Below are 19,884 nucleotides of genomic sequence, written 5' to 3'. Positions count from 1 at the left end.
CGTGAGCGGGCCTCGGGAATGCCGGGCTGAAGATCCGATCGCGACGTCTACCGCGGCGCACCCCGGGGTAGTGCTGTGCCCGTCAGGGGGGGCGTACTGCGGCACGCCTTCCTTCCGTGCGTATCGGGAGAGGTCAGCAGCGATGACACAACCATTCGAATTGCCGAGCTTCTACACCCCTTATCCGGCACGGCTGAACCCGCATCTGGAGGAGGCGCGGAAGCACTCGAAAACATGGGCCCGCAGCATGGGGATGCTCGAAGGATCGGGCATCTGGGAGGAGCGGGACCTCGATGCACATGACTATGCCCTGCTGTGCTCCTATACACACCCGGACGCCCCGGAGCCGGCGCTCTCGCTGGTGACGGACTGGTATGTGTGGGTCTTCTTCTTCGACGACCACTTCCTGGAGAGGTTCAAGCGGACGCTGGACCGCGAGGGCGGCAAGGAGTATCTGGACCGGCTGCCGGCCTTTATGCCGATGGATCTGTCCACGCCCATGCCCGAGCCGACAAATCCCGTCGAAGCGGGACTGGCGGATCTGTGGACGCGCACCGTTCCGCATATGTCCATGGACTGGCGGGCGCGGTTCGCCGAGGCGACCGAGCATCTGCTCAATGAATCGCTGTGGGAACTGTCCAATATCAATATCCACCGCGTGCCCAATCCCGTCGAGTACATCGAGATGCGACGCAAGGTCGGCGGAGCGCCGTGGTCGGCGGGACTGGTGGAGTTCGCGACCAGCGCCGAGGTGCCCGCGGCGGTAGCCGATTCGCGTCCCCTGAGGGTCCTCAAGGACACCTTCTCCGACGCCGTACATCTGCGTAACGACCTTTTCTCCTACCAGCGGGAGACGGAGGACGAAGGAGAGCTGAGCAATGGCGTTCTGGTGCTGGAGACATTTCTGAACTGCACCACGCAGGAGGCCGCCGACGCCGTCAACGAACTCATCACCTCGCGACTCCAGCAGTTCGAGAACACCGTGCTGGGCGAACTCCCGGCGCTTTTCGTGGAGAAGGGGCTCGACCCGCGGTCCTGCGCGGATGTTCTGGCGTATGCGAAGGGGCTCCAGGACTGGCAGTCCGGCGGTCACGAATGGCATATGCGGTCCAGCCGGTACATGAATGGCGGGGGAGCGGCAGCAGAGGCGGGACTCGGCGCGGCGGCCGGCACGGCATCCGGGGCCCAGCTGTCGTCGTCCCCGCCGTCCTCCCTCTCGTCATCCCTGTCACCCACGTCCTCCGAATCCTCCTCCCCTCCCGAATCCTCCGTGCCCTGGTCGCCCTTCGCCCTCAGCGGCCTCGGTACCTCGGCGGCCGACTTGAAGACGGCGCTCGCCAGGGATTTCGGGCAGCGCCTCCGCAGCCACAGCCACGTCCCGTACACAAAGGTCGGGCCGTCCCAAATCCCCGACATCTACATGCCGTTCACCACCACGCTCAGCCCGCATCTGGACGCCTCCCGCCGAAACGTCATCGCGTGGGCGCACCGTATGGGCATGCTCCAGCCGCAGCCCGGAGTGCCCTTCTCCGGTGTGTGGGACGAGCCTTCGATGGCCCGTTACGACTTCGCGCTCTGCGCGGCCGGCCTCCACCCGGACGCCGGCCCGGAACAACTCGACCTGGACTCCGAGTGGCTGGCCTGGGGCACCTACGCGGACGACTACTACCCCGCGGTCTTCGGACGGACCCGCGCTCTGGCCGCGGCCAAGGAGTGCACCGCGCGCCTGTTGGAGCTGATGACCGTCGATTCCTCGGCGCCCACGATCGAACCGGCCAACGCCCTCGAACGCGGCCTTGCGGACCTGTGGACCCGTACGGCGGGTCCGATGACTCCCGAGGCGCGGGTGACGTTCCGTGCCACCATCGAGAAGATGCTCACCAGCTGGCTCTGGGAGCTGGAAAACCAGGCGCTGAATCGTATCCCCGACCCGGTCGACTACATCGAGATGCGCCGGGCGACCTTCGGCTCCGACCTCACGATGGCCCTGAGCCGTATCGGACACGGGCGGCAGGTCCCGCCCGAGATCTATCGCACCGGCCCGATGCGCTCACTGGAGAACGCCGCCGCCGATTACGCCTGTCTGCTCAACGACGTCTTCTCCTACCAGAAGGAGATCGAGTACGAGGGCGAGGTCCACAACGGCATCCTGGTCGTCCAGAACTTCTTCGACTGCGACTACCCGACCGCGCTGACCATCATCCATGACCTGATGACGTCCCGTATGCACGAATTCCAGCATGTAGCGGCCAATGAACTCCCCATCGTCTACGACGACTTCAAGCTCTCCGAAGATGCACGTGCGGTTCTCGCCGGCTATGTGAAGGAGCTGGAGAACTGGATGGCCGGAATTCTCACCTGGCACCAGGACTGCCGCCGCTACCGCGAGGAATACCTGAGCCACGGACTGACCGCACCGATTTGGCTCGCCGGACCGACGGGGCTGGGCACCTCGGCCGCGCGACTTCTTCCGCCGGTGCCGAGCCTGAGCGCGGGATAACGGACGCGGGCGCAAGGAACTTGTCGACTGGCCGGCGCCGGCCGGGCCCCGTACGGAACGCGGTACGGGGGCCCAGCCGCTGCGCCGCGACCCTCCCTCTGGTTTCCGTGCGGCGATTGCCCGGGTCAGCCCTCATCCATCTGGTGGGCGTCGCGGGCCGCGTCGACGAAGTCCTCCAGCGCCTTCCAGAACGGGTGGTAGGCGGCGTCGAATTCCTCATGGTTGTCGATATCGGAACGGGCACTGGTGCGTTCTGCGTCCGCGTCGGCATCCAACTCGGCTTTGAAAGCAGCAAAGAAGGGGCCGGTCGCCTTTTGCAGGGCGAGCGCCGCGGCGGCGGCCGACGGCGGGCCCTCCAGTTCCACGACGCGCGCACAGCGGCGCATTTTCGCGTACTCGGCGAGCTCCCGGTCGTACAGCTCGCGCAGTGCGGCGCTGCGGTCGGCGGAAGGGGACGACCGCAGCACGGCGGATATCTCCCAGAACAACTCGCCTATCCGGTGGGTCTCTTCGATCAGATCGAGATAGGCCGCGCGCCGGCTCTCGCGCAGCCGCTCGGCGCGCTGCGATCGCGCGACGATCTCCGCCTGGATCCTGGCGGCCTGGGTACTGCCGCGGCTGGTGACCCAACTGGCGATCACCGCGGTGCCACCGGTCAGCGCCGCGATCGCCAGGGTCCATAGAGTGCTGTCGCCCACGTGGCGCCACGATACCCAGCGGTCCGCACCCAGCCGCAGGCCGGGCCGTATGAACCGTGGTTCCGGCGGGGGCGAGCGCTGCTTCGGCGCCCCGCACTACAGCCAGTCCCGTCGTTTGAAGATGAGATACAGCGTGACGCAGACGACCGCCATCAGCAGGATGGCGAAGGGATAGCCGGCCGCCCACTTCAGCTCCGGCATCATTTCGAAGTTCATGCCGTAGTGCGTGGTCGGCCACGTCGCGCAGATAGCGGCGGAGTTCCTCGTCGATGGCGTACTTCTCGAAGCCCGCGGTCAGGCTCTCCAGCATGCGGTTCAGCGGGCGGGTGGCGCGCTGGAATTCCACGACCTCGCGGGAGAGTTCGTAAATACGGCGGGAAACCCGCGGATCGCCGCCGAAGACCTCGGTCTCGATTTCGTCGATGTCGTTCTGGACGCCGGATACGACCGGTGCGTAGCCGTCCACGACGGCGTCCAGAATGGCGTAAAGGACCGCTTCGGGGCCGCACGGTGATGACGAAGTCGCGGCCCACGAAGACGTGCACCTCACCGAAGTCGACCTCCTCGGAGTCGTCCAGGTAGCGCGCGGCGCGCAGAACGACGAAAAGGGTTCCCCCGTAGCGCTCCAGTTTCGGCCGTTGATGGGCCTCCAGGGCGTCCTCGACGGCATGGGGGCACCTCCCATGCCCGTTCAGGGCTATGGGGGAGGGTGGAGGTCGAACTCCGAGGCGAGGCTGACGAGTTCGGCGGGGGTGGGGCGGTGCAGGCCGATCCAGGCCAGCGTGTCCGGGGTGGCGAGCAGCTGACGGAAGGTGTCGGCGAGGGTGTCGTGGGTGCTGACGCGGTGTCCGTCCCGGTACAGGGCGGCATTGATGACGCTGTTGGTGGTTTCGGGGGGCGGCTCCGGCGCATCGGGCCGTTCGGCGGTTTCGGCCGGCGGCACTGCGGCGGGCCGCTTCTTCGCGGGTTTGCGCAGGCCACGCAGGCCGCGCAGGCGCCGGTGGGGAGGTTCATCGCTCATGACAGAACCGACCTCCGTCACAAGGGGGGATGAACAGGCACACAGAAACTCGACGCAGGATATCTGCCGAGGCTGTCAGCACTGGTCAGGGGGCATGGTGCAGGATGGAGCCGGGGTGTGACGCCGCGTGTCGCATCCAACGGCCTTTGTGTGTTTATCCATAGAATCGTGCGATGCAGATACCGGTACTCCAGACAGCCAGTGCTCCTCTGAGTGAGGTGATTCGGTGAACGACCCCGATGCCACCGACGAGCAGTGGGAAGGGCTCGCCGAGGTCGTCCCGCTCCGCAGCAGCAGTGAATGGCCGTCCTGGCCCGACCACCGCGCCCTCCCGGAGGAGGAACCGGCGGAGGAGATGCGGCGGTTCATCGTCATCCGCGTCCAGACCTTCGCGGACGCGCGCGAGGTCGCCGAGTACCTCATGGCGCAGATCCCGGTCCTGTTGGACCTCAGCAGCGCCGACACCGATGTCGCCAAGCGCATCCTGGACTTCTCCAGCGGTGTCGTCTTCGGGCTCGGCAGCGGAATGCACCGCGTCGACACCAATGTGTTCCTGCTCGCGCCGATCGGCACCGAGGTCGCGGAACCGGCGGGCGGCGCCGTCCCCCGTTCGTAGGAAGAGCTCTCGGGCGTAACGGTTCTCCGGTGGAGCCGCTGCATAGCGTCCCCGCATGGATACCGACAGTGTGCGGCCGGCGGTCACCGAATTGCGGCTGTCCGCCTTCAAGACCCATCGGGGCGTCAGACTGCCGCTCGGCCCGCTGACGCTGCTGACCGGCGAGAGCGGCAGCGGCAAGTCCAGCGCGCTCCAGGCGTACGAGATCCTCGCCCGGCTCGGCAGCGGGGAGCGGCTGGGGCGGGCCGTCCGGGAGGTGGCGGGCGGTGGCACGGCATGTGTGCCGGCCGGGGCGCGCCCCGACGGACAGGGGCGGCGCGGATTCCGTATCGGCTGCACGGTCGACGGTCCGGCCGGCCCCGTCCACCTCGATCTCGCGGTGCAGGCCGAGCCCGAACTGCGCGTCGTCGGCGAGCGGTTGACCGGCGGCGGCGAGACGCTGCTCACCACCGCGCTCACCGACCCGGCCCGCCCCGCCGTCCAAGCGGCCTGGCATACGGCGGGCGCTACTCCGGTGACGCGTGCGCCGCTTCCCGACGACCGGCTGGGCACCTCGCTGCTGCCGTTGCGCGTCGCGGGCAAGACGGCGGGACAGCGGCTGGTACTGGCCGCGGCGGAGCAGGTCGTGGTCGCGCTCCGGTCGGCCTTCGTCTGCGACCCGCGGCCGGAGGTGATGCGGGCGGCGGGGAGGGACGGGGCCGGGGACGGGGACGGTATGGAGGGCGGGGGTGCTGGTGCCGGTGGGTCCGACAGGTCCGGTGGGTCCGGTGGGGGAGGCGTGGCGCGGAACGGGGCTCGTGGGGGTGGCCGGGCGGGGGGTTCCGGGGGAACTCGCGGGGCCGGGCGCCCGGGTGCGCGTACGGGGCGGCGGGGTGCCGGCGCGACCGGCGACTGGGGGCGTGACGGTGATGAGGAGGTCGACGAGGGCCGGCTGCGGTCCTCCTGCGACAACCTTCCGGCGGTGCTGGAGCGGACGAGCCGTGAGTGCAGGGTGCGGCACGAGGTGCTGGTCAAGGCCGTACGGGACGCATGCGGCGGGCCCGTCGACGGGCTGCGGGCGGTGCCACGGCAGGGGAACGGCGAGGGGCCGGGGGCGGACGCCGCGGCCGGGTCGGGGCAGGCGACCGGGCCTGCGGCGGCACGAGTGGGGCAGGCGCCGGACGGGGCTCAGGTGACACAAGGGGCTCAGCCGGTGTCAGCGGTTCATGCAGGTCATGCAGGTCATGCAGGTCATGCAGGTCATGCAGGTCATGCGGGTCAGGCGAAGGATGGGGCGCGGGCGGCGAATGGGGTCCAGGTGGGGAATGGGTCCCAAGGCGTCCGGGCGGTGATCGACCGGGGCGCGCTGGGGGCGTTGCCGGTCGAGCAGCTCGGCGATGGTGAGCTGCGCTTTCTCGCACTGGCGCTGGTGCTGCTCACCGGTCCTGGGGTGCTGGCCATGGACCCGGCCGGAGAGATCCCGTCGGCGCAGCAGCAGATGACGGTCCTGGCGGACGGGATGGACCGCTGCATGGACGGCAGGCAGGCGCGGGAGCTGGTGTCGCTGGCCGTGCGGATGGCCGAGCGGGGGCATGTCCGGTTGCTGGGGACGGTGCGCGACCCATCGGTCGTCGAGGGGCTGCCCGGCGTTCGGGTGCTACACCTAGGGGTATGAGTGACGATCTTCATGCCCTGCAACGACGACTCGCGGCATTCGCGGCCGCCCGGGACTGGCAGCAGTACCACACCCCGAAGAACCTGGCGGCGGCGCTCAGCGTCGAGGCCGCCGAACTGGTCGAGATCTTCCAGTGGTTGACCCCGGAGGAGTCGGCGAAGGTCATGTCCGACCCGGAGCGCGCCGGCCGGGTCGAGGACGAGGTCGCGGATGTGCTCGCCTACCTGCTGCAGTTCTGCGATGCCCTGGGCATCGATGCCCTTACGGCGCTCGCCGCGAAAATCGAACGCAACGAGTCGCGTTTCCCGCCGGTGCGCCAGGCGCGTCCGGACCGGCCGCGGGGGAGCGAGGAGTAGGGCGGCGACGGGCGGGGCGGACGTTCCCGAGGCTTCCCCGCCCCTCCATTCCATTCCATTCCATTCCGTTCGGCTCGTTATGACGTTCGTTGGCCGCCGGCGGCTGCGTAGGCCGATGGGCGGGGATCGCGTTGATCGGTGTGACGGGAGTGTCGGCGGTAGCCCAAGTGGCCTGTGGTGGGAGGGTGGTTGGCGGAACCAGGGGGACGTGAGGGGGAAAGGGCGGACTTAAACCGGCCTATTGTCACTCTATGGAGTCATGGATCTTTCCACAGCGTCTTGCTTGTCCACAGATTTGCGAATTCCCCTGGCTTTTTTGGGTGTTCGACCTCACTCTGGGTAGTGGAAAGAGTGTAGAGGGAAAGTGACTGATGAGGAAAGGAGGGGGCGCGGATGGACGCGGTGCGGATCATCGCGGCCAACCGGCGCGGTCTGGCGCAGGCGGACACGGCATATGCCGTGGTCGTCGAAGCATGGCAGGCGCAAGCCTTGGCTGAGGCGATCGGCGGCCATCTCGCGATATTCGGGCCGTATGAAGTGCGGGCCAGGGCGCGCGGGTTGGGCGAGGCGGGCGGGCGGTCAAGCGGGGGACTGCTGTGCCCGGCGCCTGCGGCCGGTGGGCTGCGGGCGGCTCAGCTGTCCGAAGTGCGTGATGTCAAGGCCGCTTTAACCGGCTTGTGCCAACTGCTGCAAGAGGTGTGCGAGGCGCTGGTCAGTGTGGTGTCGACGGCGGAGGAGGAGGGGATGTACTGGACCTGTGTCGAGGCCATCGACATGGCCGATGAAGCGAGGGACCGCGTGGCCGGAATACTGGAAAAGCTGGAGGTGCGCGACCGGGATCTCGCCTGACGCGGAATGCGTGCACCCGCAGGAAAGCTCACACCTTACGCCCACACCCACACCCACGTCCGTCGCCCTGGCAGGCCATGAGGTCGGCCATGGGGGCCGTCACCGTCACCGCCACCGTCCGCCGCCGCAAGAGCCGCCGTCCAGCGGGCACCGTCCACCGTCCGCCCACTGCCCTCGATCGTTCGCGGCTACCGCGACCGCTCCCCGGCCACCCGTCACCACTTCTGCGGTTGTCGTCGCCACTCCGCCGTTACCGTCACCTCTCCCGCGTCCTCCGGCGTCCCGCCGGGCGAGCCGCACCTGTTCCGATGCTCCGACGGGACGCCGAGCGGTCAGCCGAGTTGCGGCATGACCTCTGAAGCGATGAGTTCCATGTGGTCCAGGTCGGCGAGGTCCAGCATCTGGAGATAGACGCGCTGCGATCCGAGGGCCGCGAACTGCTGCAGTCGTTCCACGACCTCGGCCGGAGAGCCCGCCAGCCCATTGGCCTTCAGCTCTTCGACCTCTCGGCCGATCGCGTCGGCACGGCGCTTGATCTCGGCGTCGGTCTTGCCCACGCAGGCGACGAGGGCGTTGGAGTAGACGAGGTCATCCGCCTTACGGCCGCGCTCTTCGGCCGCCGCCCGGACGCGCTTGAACTGCCGCTCCGTGTCCTCCAGAGACGCGAAGGGGATGTTGAACTCGTCGGCGTACTGCGCGGCGAGGGCCGGTGTGCGCTTGGCGCCGTGTCCGCCGATGAGGAGGGGGACATGCGGCTGTGCCGGCTTCGGGAGTGCCGGGGAGTCCTGCAGCTGGTAGAAAATCCCGTCGAAGTTGAAGCGGTCGCCCACGGGTGTGTCCCAGAGGCCCCTGATGATCGCCAGTTGTTCTTCAAGCCGGCCGAACTTTTCCTTCGGGAACGGGATTCCGTACGCGGCGTGCTCCTCCGCGTACCAACCGGAGCCGAGTCCCAGATCCACCCTGCCGCCCGACATCTGGTCGACCTGGGCGACTTGGATGGCGAGTACGCCGGGAAGGCGGAAGGTGCCCGCCGTCATCAGCGTGCCGAGCCGGATCCGTTTGGTCTCGCGGGCCAGACCGGCGAGGGTGATCCAGGCGTCCGTAGGGCCGGGCAGCCCGTCGACATTGCCCATGTGCAGGTAGTGATCAGAGCGGAAAAAGGCCCCGTAGTTGAGCTCTTCCGCGGCTCGCGCGACGCGGAGCAGCGTCTCGTAGGTGGCTCCTTGCTGGGGTTCAGTGAAGATGCGAAGTTCCATACCGTCCATATTGCCTTGATGATCGCTGCCGACACGAGCCAGCGGGAGCGCGTCGCGGACAGCGACAATTCGGCTGTTGCGGCAGGTCAGGCGGGATGTCGGTGGTGGTTGCAGGAAGCGCTCCGACGGCCTGTTTCGGCTGAGACCTTGCGGAAGCGACCGCGGCGCATCCGCGCAAGTAGACCAAGGCAGTTGACGGCTCACACGGCGGAACTTCGCGCGCACCTATCGCCGGTGTGTACGGCGCGCGGACACGGCAGGGGGGCCATCAACGTCTTGCGATATCGTTGAACAATTCTCTAGGTTGGCCCGTGAGTCTTCCGCCGCAATCAGCGCGCCCTCCCGAGGGCACGCCATGGCAAACGGGGTGATCACCATGTGGTCGACGATGCAGGACTCGGGCTCCTGGACGCCGAAGCGGGCCAGGGCCGCGTTCCGGGACGGTCTGGATGTGCCGACATCGGGGCTGGCGCCCGGTCACACCCAGGTGAACGTGCTGACCGTGCCGAGGGAATACGCCTACGACGTGTTGCTGTTCGCGCAGCGCAATCCCGTCCCTTGTCCTGTTCTGGAGGTCACCGACCCCGGCAGCTGGCGATCCGTCCTGGCGCCCGGTGCGGATCTGCGCACCGATCTTCCGGGCTATCTGCTGTGGGAGGAGGGGCAGGTCAGCGCCAAGCTGCCGAACGCAACCGCTGTGTGGCGGGAGGACCTGGTGACCTTCCTCATCGGATGCAGCTTCAGCTTCGAGACCCTGCTGCACGACGCGGGCGTGCCGCTGCGCCACGTCGAGCAGGGCACGGCCGTCCCCATGTTCCTCACCAACCGGCCCTGCAATCCCGCCGGACGCATGCATGGGCCCATGGTCGTCTCCATGCGCCCGATACCCGCTCGGCTCGTCTCCAAGGCCGTTCAGGTAAGCGGCATGATGCCCGCCGTCCATGGAGCGCCCGTCCAGATCGGGGATCCCGAGGCCCTCGGGATCCGGGACCTCGGCCGCCCCGACTTCGGTGATCCCGTCGAGATGCGCGACGGCGACGTACCCGTCTTCTGGGGCTGCGGGGTGACCACCCAGGCCGCACTGATGGCCGTCAAGCCGCCCTTCGCCATCAGCCATATCCCGGGCCGTATGTTCATCACCGACGTCCGCGACACCGAATACCGGATCGCCTGAGCCGGATACGCGATCGCCTGAGCGGGATGGGGGATCCCCGTGTGCCGGCTCCCGAGGTCATACGGATCGGCGAAGTCGAGCCCGAGGAAACGGCCCGATGGGATCGGGTTGTTGGCGGGCGATGCCGCTCACCGTTCCGAGTAGCTCCGGACGAGCTCGGTTTCGGCGTCGTCGAGGTACGAGGCCAGCAGCAGCTCCGCCTTGACCCTGTCGGCCGCCTCCAGGGCGGCCAGGATCTCGCGGTTGCGCGCCAGGTACGGCTCGTGGAATTCGCGCGGGTTCTCCATCGCGTGGAAGACCAGCCGCAGCTCGGCCAGCAGACCGCTCATGAGGTCGTCCAGGCGCGGGCTGCGGGTGAGGGTGATGATCGCCCGGTGGAAGTGGATGTTGGCGGTGCCCAGATCGCGCCAGGCGCCCTCCGCCGCGGCCCTCTCGCCTTCGGCGACCGAGGCCGCGGCGGAGGTCAGGTCGTAGGGCGGTACGCCGAGGTTGCGCACGGCGGCGCATTCGATCAGCCGCCGCACCCGGAAGATGTCCTTCACGTCGTAGACGGTCAGGACGCGGACGAACACGCCGCGATTGAGCTCGTGGACCAGCAGCCGCTCGTGGGTGAGCAGTCGAAACGCCTCTCGCAGCGTATTGCGGGAGATGCCGAGGGCCTCGCCGATCGCGTCTTCCGAGAGCTTGGTCCCCGGCGAGAGGTACCCCTCCGCGATCCGCGTGCGCAGAATGTCGGCGACCCGTTCGGCGGTGCTCGTGCGTCCGAGGAGAGGGCGATCGCTGACGAGCCCGGAGGGGTCGACCTCGGCTGCCATGGTGTCCATCCTTCCCCCGGCGTCAGAAGGTTCTGACGACCTTGAAGTACTGCCACCGATTGTAGGCAATCCGGGGATTGGTGAACGAGAGGGGCGCAGCCTCGTTGGATCGTTCGATGATTTTGCCGGCCTGAGCCGCGCGCAACCGGCAGCCCGCTCCGAGGTGGCGACGAGAGCACGCGGCTGGTGGCTTCAGGTGAGGTCGGTGCCGCGGGTTTCGGGGAGGCCGAGGAGGGCGACGAGGGCGAGGGCGTAGCCGACGGCGCCGTAGGTGAGGGCGCTGCCCACGCCCGCGCTGCCGGCGGAGAAGCCGACCGCGGTGGGGAAGAAGGCGCCCACGGCGCGTCCGACGTTGTAGGTGAAGCTTTGGCCCATGCCGCGGACGGTGGTGGGGTAGAGCTCGGCGAGGAAGGAGCCGAAGCCGCCGAAGATGGCCGAGGCGGAGAAGCCGAGGGGGAAGCCGAGGATGAGCAGGAGTTGGTTGCTGCCCGGGGGGATGTTGATGTAGGCGATCAGCAGGCCGGCGCTGAGGACGGCGAAGAGGGCGAAGGATTTCTTGCGGCCGAGGAGGTCGACGAGGTAGCCGGCGGTGAGGTAGCCGCAGAACGCGCCGGTGATGAGGGCGAACAGATAGCCGCCGGTGCCGACGACGGTCAGTCCGCGTTCGGTTTTGAGGTAGGTGGGCAGCCAGGTGGCGATGGTGTAGTAGCCGCCTTGGACGCCGGTGGCCAGCAGGGTGGCGAAGAGGGTCTTGCGGCCCAGGCCGCCGCGGAAGATCGAGGCCAGGGGGACGCGTTCGGCTTTGTGGGCCAGCTGCTCGGTGACCTCGGGGGCGTCCTTGACGTGGCGGCGTACGTAGACCAGCAGCAGTGCCGGCAGGGCGCCGGTCCAGAACATCACGCGCCAGGCGAGCTCGGGTGCGACGTTGTCCATGACGACGGTGGCCACGATGACGGCCAGTCCCCAGCCCACCGCCCAGGAACTCTGGATGAAGGCCAGGACTCGGCCGCGGTAGCGGGTGGAGGCGTACTCGGCGATCAGGACCGCACCGGCCGCCCACTCACCACCGAAACCGATGCCCTGCAGAGCCCGGCACACCAGCAGCATCGGATAGCTCACCGCGAAGCCGCACAGCACCGTGAAGACGGCGTACGTGGCCACCGTGATCATCAGGGTCTTCACCCGGCCGACCCGGTCGATCAGCACCCCGGCCAGTACGCCACCCAGCGCGGAGACCAGCAGGGTGACGGTGGTCATCAGTCCTGTCTGCGCCGTGGTGAGGCTGAAGTAGGCCGCTATCGCGACCATGCTCAGCGGCAGGACCTGGAAGTCGTAGGAGTCGAGAGCGAATCCGCCGAACGCTCCCTTGAAGGCGCGACGGCCTTGGGCGTTGAACGACCGGTACCAGGCAAACGGGCCGGTGGTCTCACCGCCGGCTGCCGGGGCGCTGGTGGGCGTGGTTGTCACGATGCACCTCACTGTGGGGCCTGGACGTCTGGCTGTTCGCGTACCTGCGGCTCACATGGGTGGGGCCAAGGGGGCCGGGGCCAGGGGACCAAGGTATGGATCGTTCAACGATCCCTCAAGAGGGTGTGAGGGATTTTCTGGAACTCGGGTCGGTTCTCATGGGGTGGCGCGCCGAACGCGCAGGAAGACTGTGGGTCGTCCGTGGAGGTGTGGCCTCGTGGGAGCAAGCCTTGTCGGATCGTTCAACGATTACTATATTTGCGGCGGGTCGCATGCCGCGATGGGCACCTGCGCCTGGCTTGCCCGTGACGAGAGGATCTCCCATGGCGACAGTCGCCCCCGTAGAGACGCCGGGCACCCGCCGGACACCAGTGATGAGACGTCATGTGAGCGGCCCCACAGGCGAGTTGACGCCGCGGTCGGCCGCGGTCGGGGCGGGGGTCGGCGCGTGAGGCTGCTTCCGATGGGAGAGGACTCGCTGCTCCTCGACCTCGACAGTCCGGCAGAGGCCCAGGCATGGCACGCCGAGCTGCTGCGCCGCCGTGGCGCCGGCACGGTGACGCCCATACGGGACATCGTGCCGGGGGAGAAGACGGTGCTGCTGTACGGCGTGTCCGATGTCGACAGCATCCACCGGGAACTGCCGCGGTGGTCCGTGTCCGGGCCGACCGCGGACGACGGGCCCCTGGTGGAGATTCCCGTGCGGTACGACGGGGCCGACCTGGGCGCGGTCGCCGGGCTGTGGGGCGTCAGCGAGGAGGAGGTGGTGCGGGTGCACAGCGGTGCCGAACACCGGGTGGCCTTCTGCGGGTTCGCTCCCGGCTTCGCCTACCTGACCGGCCTCCCCGGCGCATACCAGGTGCCCCGGCTCGCGGTGCCGCGCACCTCCGTACCGGCCGGCTCCGTGGCGCTCGCGGGCACGTACACCGGCATCTATCCCCGTGTCTCGCCAGGAGGCTGGCAGCTGATCGGAAGGACGGACGTCCCCCTCTGGGACCTGGAACGCGAGCCCGCGGCCCTGCTGACCCCGGGCACGCGGGTGCGCTTCGTACCCCAGGAGCCGGCGCCCGGTGAGGCGCCCGTCAGCGTCCGTTCGACGAGTGCCGAGAGGCGCGCGTGAGCGGCGGCAAGCTGGAGGTCGTACGGGCCGGGGCGCTGACCACCCTCCAGGACCTGGGGCGGTATGGGCATGCCGGTCTCGGGGTCCCGCGGTCCGGTGCCCTCGACCAGCCGGCACACCGGCTGGCGAACCGGCTGGTGGGCAATCCCGCCGATGCCGCGACGCTGGAGACCACGCTGACCGGCGTGGCGGTGCGCGCGAGCCAGGCCGTCACCGTCGCGGTGACCGGTGCGCCCGCCCCGGTGCGTGTGGACGGCCGGCCGGTGGCGTGGGCCGCCGCGGTGCACCTGCCCGCCGGTGCCGTCCTCGACGTGGGGCTCACCACCGGCGGCCTGCGCAGCTACGTGGCCATCGGTGGAGGCATCACGGTCGCCCCCGTTCTCGGCAGCCGTTCCACCGACCTGCTGTCCGGGCTGGGGCCGGCGCCCCTCGCGGACGGTGACGCCCTTCCCCTGGGCGCAAGGATCGCGCCGTCCCGCCATGCCGACACCGTGGTGTGGCAGGGGCCCCAACGGGAGCTGGTGCTGCCGGTGCTGCTCGGTCCGCGGGACGACTGGTTCACCGGCGCCGCCGTGCGCACCCTCGCCGCGGCCCGGTTCTCCGTCTCCCCGGCGAGCAACCGCATCGCGCTCCGCACCGAGGGGCCGGCCCTGGAGCGCGCCGTGCACGGCGAGTTGGCCAGCGAAGGCATGGTGCCGGGGGCCGTCCAGGTGCCGCCCGACGGGAAACCCGTGCTGTTCCTCGCCGACTGCCCGACGACCGGTGGCTACCCGGTGATCGGCGTGGTGCCGGAGAGCCGGCTGTTCGCGGCCGCGCAGGCGGTGCCGGGCCTTCCGGTCCGCTTTGTGCCGACGCGGCGCCGACGCCGGCCGGCTGAGTGAGTCACCCGCCAAGGGGCGGTGACTCGGCGGACCGGCCCGGGACATGGCGGCCCGCCGGCAGGGCCTCACACGAAGGACTGCAGCCGGACCCCGGCCGCCACCAGCTCCGTACGGACCGTCCGGGCGAGTTCGGCCGCACCGGGGGTGTCGCCGTGCAGGCACAGGGAGCGTGCCCGCAGGCGGACGCGGGTGCCGTCGGATGCGGTGACTTCGCCGTCGCGGGCGAGGCGGAGGGAGCGCCGGACGACCGCGGACGGGTCCTTGACGACCGCTTCGGGGTGGCTGCGGGGGACCAGCGTGCCGTCCGCGGCGTAGGCGCGGTCGGCGAACGCCTCGCCGACCGCGGCCAGTCCGGCCTTCTCGACGGCGGCGTGCAGCCGGGATCCCGGCAGGCCGAGGACGGGAACGTCCCCACCGGCGAGCAGTATGCCGTCGACGACGGCCGTCGCCTGCTCGTCGTCGACGGCGACGCGGTTGTACAGCGCACCGTGCGGTTTGACATATCCGACGCGCGCCCCAGCGGCCTTGGCGAAGACCGCCAGTGCGCCGATCTGGTAGGCGACTTCGTGGGCGAGCTCGTCGGCCGGTACGTCCATCGCGCGGCGACCGAAGCCGGCGAGGTCCCGGTACGAGACATGGGCGCCGATCGTGACGCCTCGCTCGGCGGCCAGCGCGCAGACCCGGCGCATGGTGCCGGGGTCCCCGGCGTGGAAGCCGCAGGCGACGTTGGCGCTGGTGACCACCGAGAGCAGGGCCTCGTCGTCGGTGAGGCTCCAGCGCCCGAATCCTTCGCCGAGGTCGGCGTTGAGATCGATCACTGCGTCGGTCATGTCCATCCGTTCCGGCATGCCGGGCCGCACGCCGGGCCCGAGAACGCCCGCTGGCACTTCGAGGCCCACACGATAGAGGATTGTTGAACAATGCGGCAAGGGGTGGCATGGGGCTGAAGCGGGCGTCTGCCCCGAGGCCGCCCCTGTTCGGCGCGGCTCGGGCGACCGCGGCGGACGGAAAATCCCTGCGTACCCCAGGGGCGTCCGCTGTACGTTGTGGTGTCCCGTCGCTGTGGTCCACCCGGGTTCCTGCGCCTGTGCGCGATCTGCGCCCGCGCGCCACCGAACGGTGAGTTTCCGCAGCTCAGAAGACGTTTCGAGGCATCCCACAGTGTTCCTGACGATAACCACCACCGGCACCGCCGAACGCCCCGCGACCGACCTCGGGTTCCTGCTGCACAAGCACCCCGACAAGGCGCAGCAGTTCTCCACGTCGTACGGCACCGCGCATGTGCTCTACCCCGAGGCGGACGCCCAACGGTGCACGGCGGCGCTGCTGCTGGAGGTCGATCCCGTCGCCCTGGTCCGCAGGGGGCGGGGGAAGGGCCGGGGCGGCGCTCCGGATTCGGCGCTCGGGCAGTACGTCAACGACCGGCCCTACGCGGCGTCCTCGCTGCTGGCGGTGGCGCTGCGGAGCGTCTTCGCGAGCGCGCTGAAGGGGCAGTGCGCGGCCCGGCCCGAGCTGCCCGAACGGGCACTGCCGTTGCGTGTCGAGGTGCCCGTGCTGCCCGCCCGGGGCGGCGCGGAGCTGGTGCGGAAACTGTTCCGGCCGCTGGGGTGGACGGTGCTGGCCGAGCCGCTGCCGCTGGACGAGACGTTCCCGGAATGGGGCGAATCGCGCTACGTGCGGCTCGTCCTGGAAGGGGAGCTCAGGCTCGCCGACGCGCTGCGGCATCTGTATGTGCTGCTGCCGGTCCTGGACGACGCCAAGCACTACTGGGTCGCGCCCGACGAGGTCGACAAACTGCTGCGCGCCGGCGAGGGCTGGCTGGAGGGCCACCCCGAGCAGCGGGTGATCGTCGGCCGCTATCTCGCACGGCGCGGGTCGCTGACCCGCCAGGCCATGGAGCGGCTGGAGCTGGAGCGGCTGGCCGAGGCCGACGGAGTGCAGGTCGAGGAGATCGACAACGCCGTGGACGAGGAGACCGACACCGAGGAGAAGCCGGTGCCGCTCGCCGTACAGCGGCGCGAGGCGATACTCACGGTGCTGCGCGGGGCCGATGCGGCGCGGGTGCTCGATCTGGGCTGCGGGCAGGGCCAGTTGGTCGGTGCGCTGCTCAAGGAGAAGCAGTTCACCGAGATCGTCGGGGTGGATGTGTCGATGCGGGCGCTGCACGAAGCGCGGCGCCGGCTGCGGCTGGACCGGATGTCCGAGCGGCAGTCGGAGCGGGTGCGCCTCGTACAGGGATCGCTGGCGTACACCGACACCCGGCTCGGCGGGTATGACGCGGCGGTGCTGAGCGAGGTCGTCGAGCATGTCGATCCGGCGCGGCTGCCTGCGCTGGAGTACGCGGTGTTCGGGTCGGCCAGGCCGAGGACGGTCGTGGTGACGACGCCGAACGTCGAGTACAACGTGCGCTGGGAGTCGCTGCCGGCCGGCCATGTGCGCCATGCGGACCACCGCTTCGAATGGACGCGGGAGGAGTTCCGGCGGTGGGCGCGGGAGGTCGCCGGGCGGCACGGCTACACGGTGACCTTCGGTCCCGTGGGGCCGGACGACCCCGAGGTCGGGCCGCCCACCCAGCTCGCGCACTTCCGGATGGCGGACGGTTCGGACGGTGCGGACGGTTCGGACGGTGTGGCGCGTACGAAGGAGGCTGCGGCATGACGGACACCGACCGTACGGCGCCTGCGACCAGTGCCGAGACCGAGAACGAGACCGAGATCAAGACCGAGATCAAGACCGAGATCAAGACCGAGACCATGAGCCAGAAGCAGAACCAGAGCGACGACCGGAACGAGGCGGACCGGTCCCGGCCGCACCGTGTGCTGCCCGTGCCCGACCTCTCGCTCGTGGTGCTGGTGGGGGCCACCGGCTCCGGCAAGTCCACCTTCGCCGCCCGGCACTTCAAGCCGACCGAGGTCATCTCCTCCGACTTCTGCCGGGGGCTGGTCAGCGACGACGAGAACGACCAGGGAGCCAGCGGCGACGCCTTCGACGTGCTGCACTTCATCGCCGGCAAGCGGCTCGCGGCCGGTCGGCTGACCGTCGTGGACGCCACCAACGTGCAGTCCGAGTCCCGTGCCCAGCTGATACGGCTGGCGCGCGAGCACGACGTACTGCCGGTGGCGATCGTGCTCGACGTACCGGAGCAGGTCTGCGCCGAGCGCAATGCCGGGCGCGCCGACCGGGCCGGGCTGCCGCGCCGGGTCATCCAGCGTCATCAGCGTGAACTGCGGCGTTCCTTGCGGCACTTGGAGCGCGAAGGCTTCCGCAAGGTGCACATCCTGCGTGGCCAGGAAGAGGTCGAGTCGGCCGAGGTCGTCACCGAGCGGCGGTTCAACGACCTGCGCCACCTCACCGGCCCGTTCGACATCGTCGGTGACATCCACGGCTGCCGCTCCGAGCTGGAGACGCTGCTCGGGCGGCTCGGCTATGCGCTGGTGCGCGATGAGCTCGGCCGGGCCGTGGACGCGGCGCACCCGGAGGGCCGTACCGCCGTCTTCGTCGGCGACCTGGTCGACCGCGGGCCGGACAGCCCCGGAGTGCTGCGTCTGGTGATGGGCATGGTCGGGGCCGGCCACGCGCTGTGTGTGCCGGGCAACCATGAGAACAAGCTCGGCCGGTACCTCAAGGGCCGCAAGGTCCAGCACACGCACGGTCTGGCGGAGACCACCGAGCAGCTGGACCGGGAGGACGACGCCTTCCGCGCCGAGGTCGGCGACTTCATCCAGGGCCTGGTCAGCCACTACGTCCTGGACGGCGGCGGGCTGGTGGTGTGCCACGCCGGACTGCCGGAGAAGTACCACGGCCGGACGTCGGGCCGGGTGCGGTCGTTCGCGCTGTACGGCGACACGACCGGCGAGACCGACGAGTTCGGGCTCCCGGTGCGCTACCCGTGGGCCGAGGACTACCGGGGCCGCGCCGCCGTCGTCTACGGCCACACGCCCACTCCGCGCGCCAACTGGCTCAACAACACCATCTGCCTGGACACCGGCTGTGTTTTCGGTGGCACGATGACGGCGCTGCGCTGGCCGGAGCGCGAGCTGGTCGACGTACCGGCGGAGCGGGTCTGGTACGAGCCCACCAAACCGCTCGCCACCGAGGCACCGGGTGGTGCGGACGGCCGACCGCTCGACCTGAACGACGTGGTGGGCAAGCGCATCGTGGAGACCCGCCACATGGGCCGGCTCGCGGTCAAGGAGGAGAACTCCGCGGCCGCGCTGGAGGTGATGAGCCGCTTCGCGATCGACCCGCGGCTGCTGCCGTACCTTCCGCCGACGATGGCGCCCTGCGCGACCTCCAAGGAGGAGGCCGGCGGCGAAGCCGCTGAGGGGGGCTACCTGGAGCACCCGAGGGAGGCGTTCGCCGCCTACCGTGCCGACGGTGTGCGCGAGGTGGTGTGCGAGGAGAAGCACATGGGCTCGCGCGCGGTGGTCCTGGTCTGCCGGGACGAGGCCGCGGCCGCCGAGAGCTTCGGGGTGCCGAAGGGGGTGACGGGCGCGCTCTGCACCCGTACGGGGCGGCCGTTCTTCGACGACGCGGAGACGACCGAGCGCGTTCTGCGGCGGATACGTGACTGCGCCGACCGGGCCGGACTGTGGACCGAGCTGGAGACCGACTGGCTGCTGCTGGACGCCGAGCTGATGCCGTGGTCCCTGAAGGCGACCGGTCTGCTGCGCAAGCAGTACGCGGCTGTCGGTGCGGCGTCCGGGGCGGTGTTCCCCGGCGCGCTCGCCGCGCTGGAGTCGGCGGCCGCGCGGGGTGTCGATGTGTCGACTCTGCTGGGGCGGCAGCGCGACCGGGCCGCGGACGCCGCGGCGTTCACGGACGCCTACCGGCGTTACTGCTGGCGGGTTGGCGCCGACGCGGCCGGCGGAGGGGACGGCACTGGTGCGGCCGACGGGGCCGATGCGCTGGACGGCGTACGGCTCGCCCCGTTCCAGATTCTCGCCGTGCAGGGCCGCAGCCTCGCCGGGCTGGCGCACACCGAGCAGCTCGCGCTGATCGACCGGCTCATCGCGGCGGAGGGCGAGATCGCGGCGGCGGACGGGGTCGCGGACCGGCGCGGGCTGCTCGCGCCGACCCGCCGGCTCGTCGTCGACACCGAGGACGAGGCATCGGTCGCGGCCGGTATCGCATGGTGGCTGGATCTCACCGCCGACGGTGGCGAGGGCATGGTCGTCAAGCCGGTCCAGGCGCTGGTGCGGCAGAAGGACGGACGGCTCGTACAGCCGGGCATCAAGTGCCGCGGCCGCGAGTACCTGCGGATCATCTACGGTCCTGAGTACACCCGCCCGGAGAACCTGCGGCGGCTGCGCGTACGCCACCTCGGCCACAAGCGTTCGCTGGCCCTGCGCGAGTACGCGCTCGGGCTGGAGGCGCTCGACCGGCTGGCGGACGGCGAACCGCTGTGGCGGGTGCACGAGGCGGTCTTCGCGGTGCTCGCGCTGGAGTCCGAGCCGGTGGACCCGCGGTTGTAGGGG

At 69.8% G+C, this 19,884-nt stretch carries 15 protein-coding genes and 1 pseudogene; 10 read left to right on the top strand and 6 right to left on the bottom strand.

All coding sequences use genetic code 11. The annotated features are described in order from the left end of the window. Window positions 1-142: 142 nt before the first annotated feature. Complete coding sequence (locus FCH28_RS25745) at window positions 143-2,500, top strand: terpene synthase family protein (protein WP_136742515.1); 2,358 nt, start codon at window positions 143-145, stop codon at window positions 2,498-2,500. Window positions 2,501-2,625: 125 nt separating this feature from the next. Here FCH28_RS25745 and FCH28_RS25740 read toward each other — a convergent pair whose 3' ends face one another. After that, the gene (locus FCH28_RS25740; protein WP_136742514.1) at window positions 2,626-3,198 is read right to left on the bottom strand and encodes a hypothetical protein; all 573 of its coding nucleotides are present in this window, start codon (window positions 3,196-3,198) and stop codon (window positions 2,626-2,628) included. Window positions 3,199-3,294: 96 nt separating this feature from the next. Next, a pseudogene (locus FCH28_RS25735) lies at window positions 3,295-4,219 on the bottom strand (magnesium and cobalt transport protein CorA). A gap of 226 nt (window positions 4,220-4,445) precedes the next feature. On the opposite strand from FCH28_RS25735, the gene FCH28_RS25730 reads away from it, so the two are divergent. The 4 genes from FCH28_RS25730 (at window position 4,446) to FCH28_RS25715 (ending at window position 7,694) form a co-directional block, all read left to right on the top strand. Beyond that, on the top strand, window positions 4,446-4,835 hold the full coding sequence (locus FCH28_RS25730; protein ID WP_136742513.1) for a cell division protein SepF: 390 nt from the start codon (window positions 4,446-4,448) through the stop codon (window positions 4,833-4,835). Between the two features lie 55 nt (window positions 4,836-4,890). Continuing rightward, the gene (locus FCH28_RS25725) at window positions 4,891-6,489 is read left to right on the top strand and encodes a biotin transporter BioY (RefSeq protein WP_136742512.1); all 1,599 of its coding nucleotides are present in this window, start codon (window positions 4,891-4,893) and stop codon (window positions 6,487-6,489) included. Beyond that, entirely contained in the window at window positions 6,486-6,845 is a 360-nt protein-coding gene (locus tag FCH28_RS25720; RefSeq protein ID WP_136742511.1) for a nucleotide pyrophosphohydrolase, read from the top strand. The genes FCH28_RS25725 and FCH28_RS25720 overlap by 4 nt, the downstream gene beginning before the upstream one ends. A gap of 393 nt (window positions 6,846-7,238) precedes the next feature. Continuing rightward, window positions 7,239-7,694 (top strand): DUF6099 family protein, encoded by a 456-nt coding sequence (locus FCH28_RS25715; RefSeq protein ID WP_136742510.1) that lies wholly within the window; start codon window positions 7,239-7,241, stop codon window positions 7,692-7,694. 332 nt (window positions 7,695-8,026) lie between these two features. On the opposite strand, the gene FCH28_RS25710 is transcribed toward FCH28_RS25715, so the two are convergent. Beyond that, the gene (locus tag FCH28_RS25710) at window positions 8,027-8,950 is read right to left on the bottom strand and encodes an LLM class F420-dependent oxidoreductase (protein WP_136742509.1); all 924 of its coding nucleotides are present in this window, start codon (window positions 8,948-8,950) and stop codon (window positions 8,027-8,029) included. Window positions 8,951-9,305: 355 nt separating this feature from the next. Here FCH28_RS25710 and FCH28_RS25705 point away from each other — a divergent pair, with 355 nt between their 5' ends. Then, window positions 9,306-10,124: a putative hydro-lyase gene (locus FCH28_RS25705; protein ID WP_246103187.1), complete on the top strand. Its 819-nt coding sequence runs from the start codon at window positions 9,306-9,308 to the stop codon at window positions 10,122-10,124. 128 nt (window positions 10,125-10,252) lie between these two features. On the opposite strand, the gene FCH28_RS25700 is transcribed toward FCH28_RS25705, so the two are convergent. Continuing rightward, window positions 10,253-10,939, bottom strand: coding sequence for a GntR family transcriptional regulator (locus FCH28_RS25700; protein WP_136742508.1), 687 nt, complete (start codon window positions 10,937-10,939; stop codon window positions 10,253-10,255). 192 nt (window positions 10,940-11,131) lie between these two features. Further along, on the bottom strand, window positions 11,132-12,406 hold the full coding sequence (locus FCH28_RS25695; protein ID WP_246103186.1) for an MFS transporter: 1,275 nt from the start codon (window positions 12,404-12,406) through the stop codon (window positions 11,132-11,134). Window positions 12,407-12,869: 463 nt separating this feature from the next. Between FCH28_RS25695 and FCH28_RS25690 the strand changes: the two genes are divergently transcribed. Together FCH28_RS25690 and FCH28_RS25685 are read left to right on the top strand one after the other, a co-directional pair. Beyond that, complete coding sequence (locus tag FCH28_RS25690; RefSeq protein ID WP_342781666.1) at window positions 12,870-13,526, top strand: 5-oxoprolinase subunit B family protein; 657 nt, start codon at window positions 12,870-12,872, stop codon at window positions 13,524-13,526. Continuing rightward, window positions 13,523-14,407, top strand: a complete 885-nt coding sequence (locus FCH28_RS25685) for a 5-oxoprolinase subunit C family protein (RefSeq protein ID WP_136742506.1) — start codon at window positions 13,523-13,525, stop codon at window positions 14,405-14,407. The genes FCH28_RS25690 and FCH28_RS25685 overlap by 4 nt, the downstream gene beginning before the upstream one ends. Before the next feature lie 65 nt (window positions 14,408-14,472). Here the strand turns inward: FCH28_RS25685 and FCH28_RS25680 are convergent, their stop codons facing one another. Beyond that, window positions 14,473-15,237, bottom strand: a complete 765-nt coding sequence (locus tag FCH28_RS25680; protein WP_136742505.1) for a LamB/YcsF family protein — start codon at window positions 15,235-15,237, stop codon at window positions 14,473-14,475. A gap of 331 nt (window positions 15,238-15,568) precedes the next feature. Between FCH28_RS25680 and FCH28_RS25675 the strand changes: the two genes are divergently transcribed. After that, on the top strand, window positions 15,569-17,065 hold the full coding sequence (locus tag FCH28_RS25675) for a 3' terminal RNA ribose 2'-O-methyltransferase Hen1 (protein WP_136742504.1): 1,497 nt from the start codon (window positions 15,569-15,571) through the stop codon (window positions 17,063-17,065). Window positions 17,066-17,160: 95 nt separating this feature from the next. Further along, entirely contained in the window at window positions 17,161-19,881 is a 2,721-nt protein-coding gene (locus tag FCH28_RS25670) for a polynucleotide kinase-phosphatase (RefSeq protein ID WP_136742567.1), read from the top strand. Window positions 19,882-19,884: the final 3 nt, after the last annotated feature.

This window comes from Streptomyces piniterrae, from assembly GCF_005048155.1.
Classification (GTDB): Bacteria; Actinomycetota; Actinomycetes; order Streptomycetales; family Streptomycetaceae; genus Streptomyces; species Streptomyces piniterrae.
Note: the sequence above shows the minus strand (reverse complement) of the source record. Positions and strands in the feature narration are given on the sequence as shown.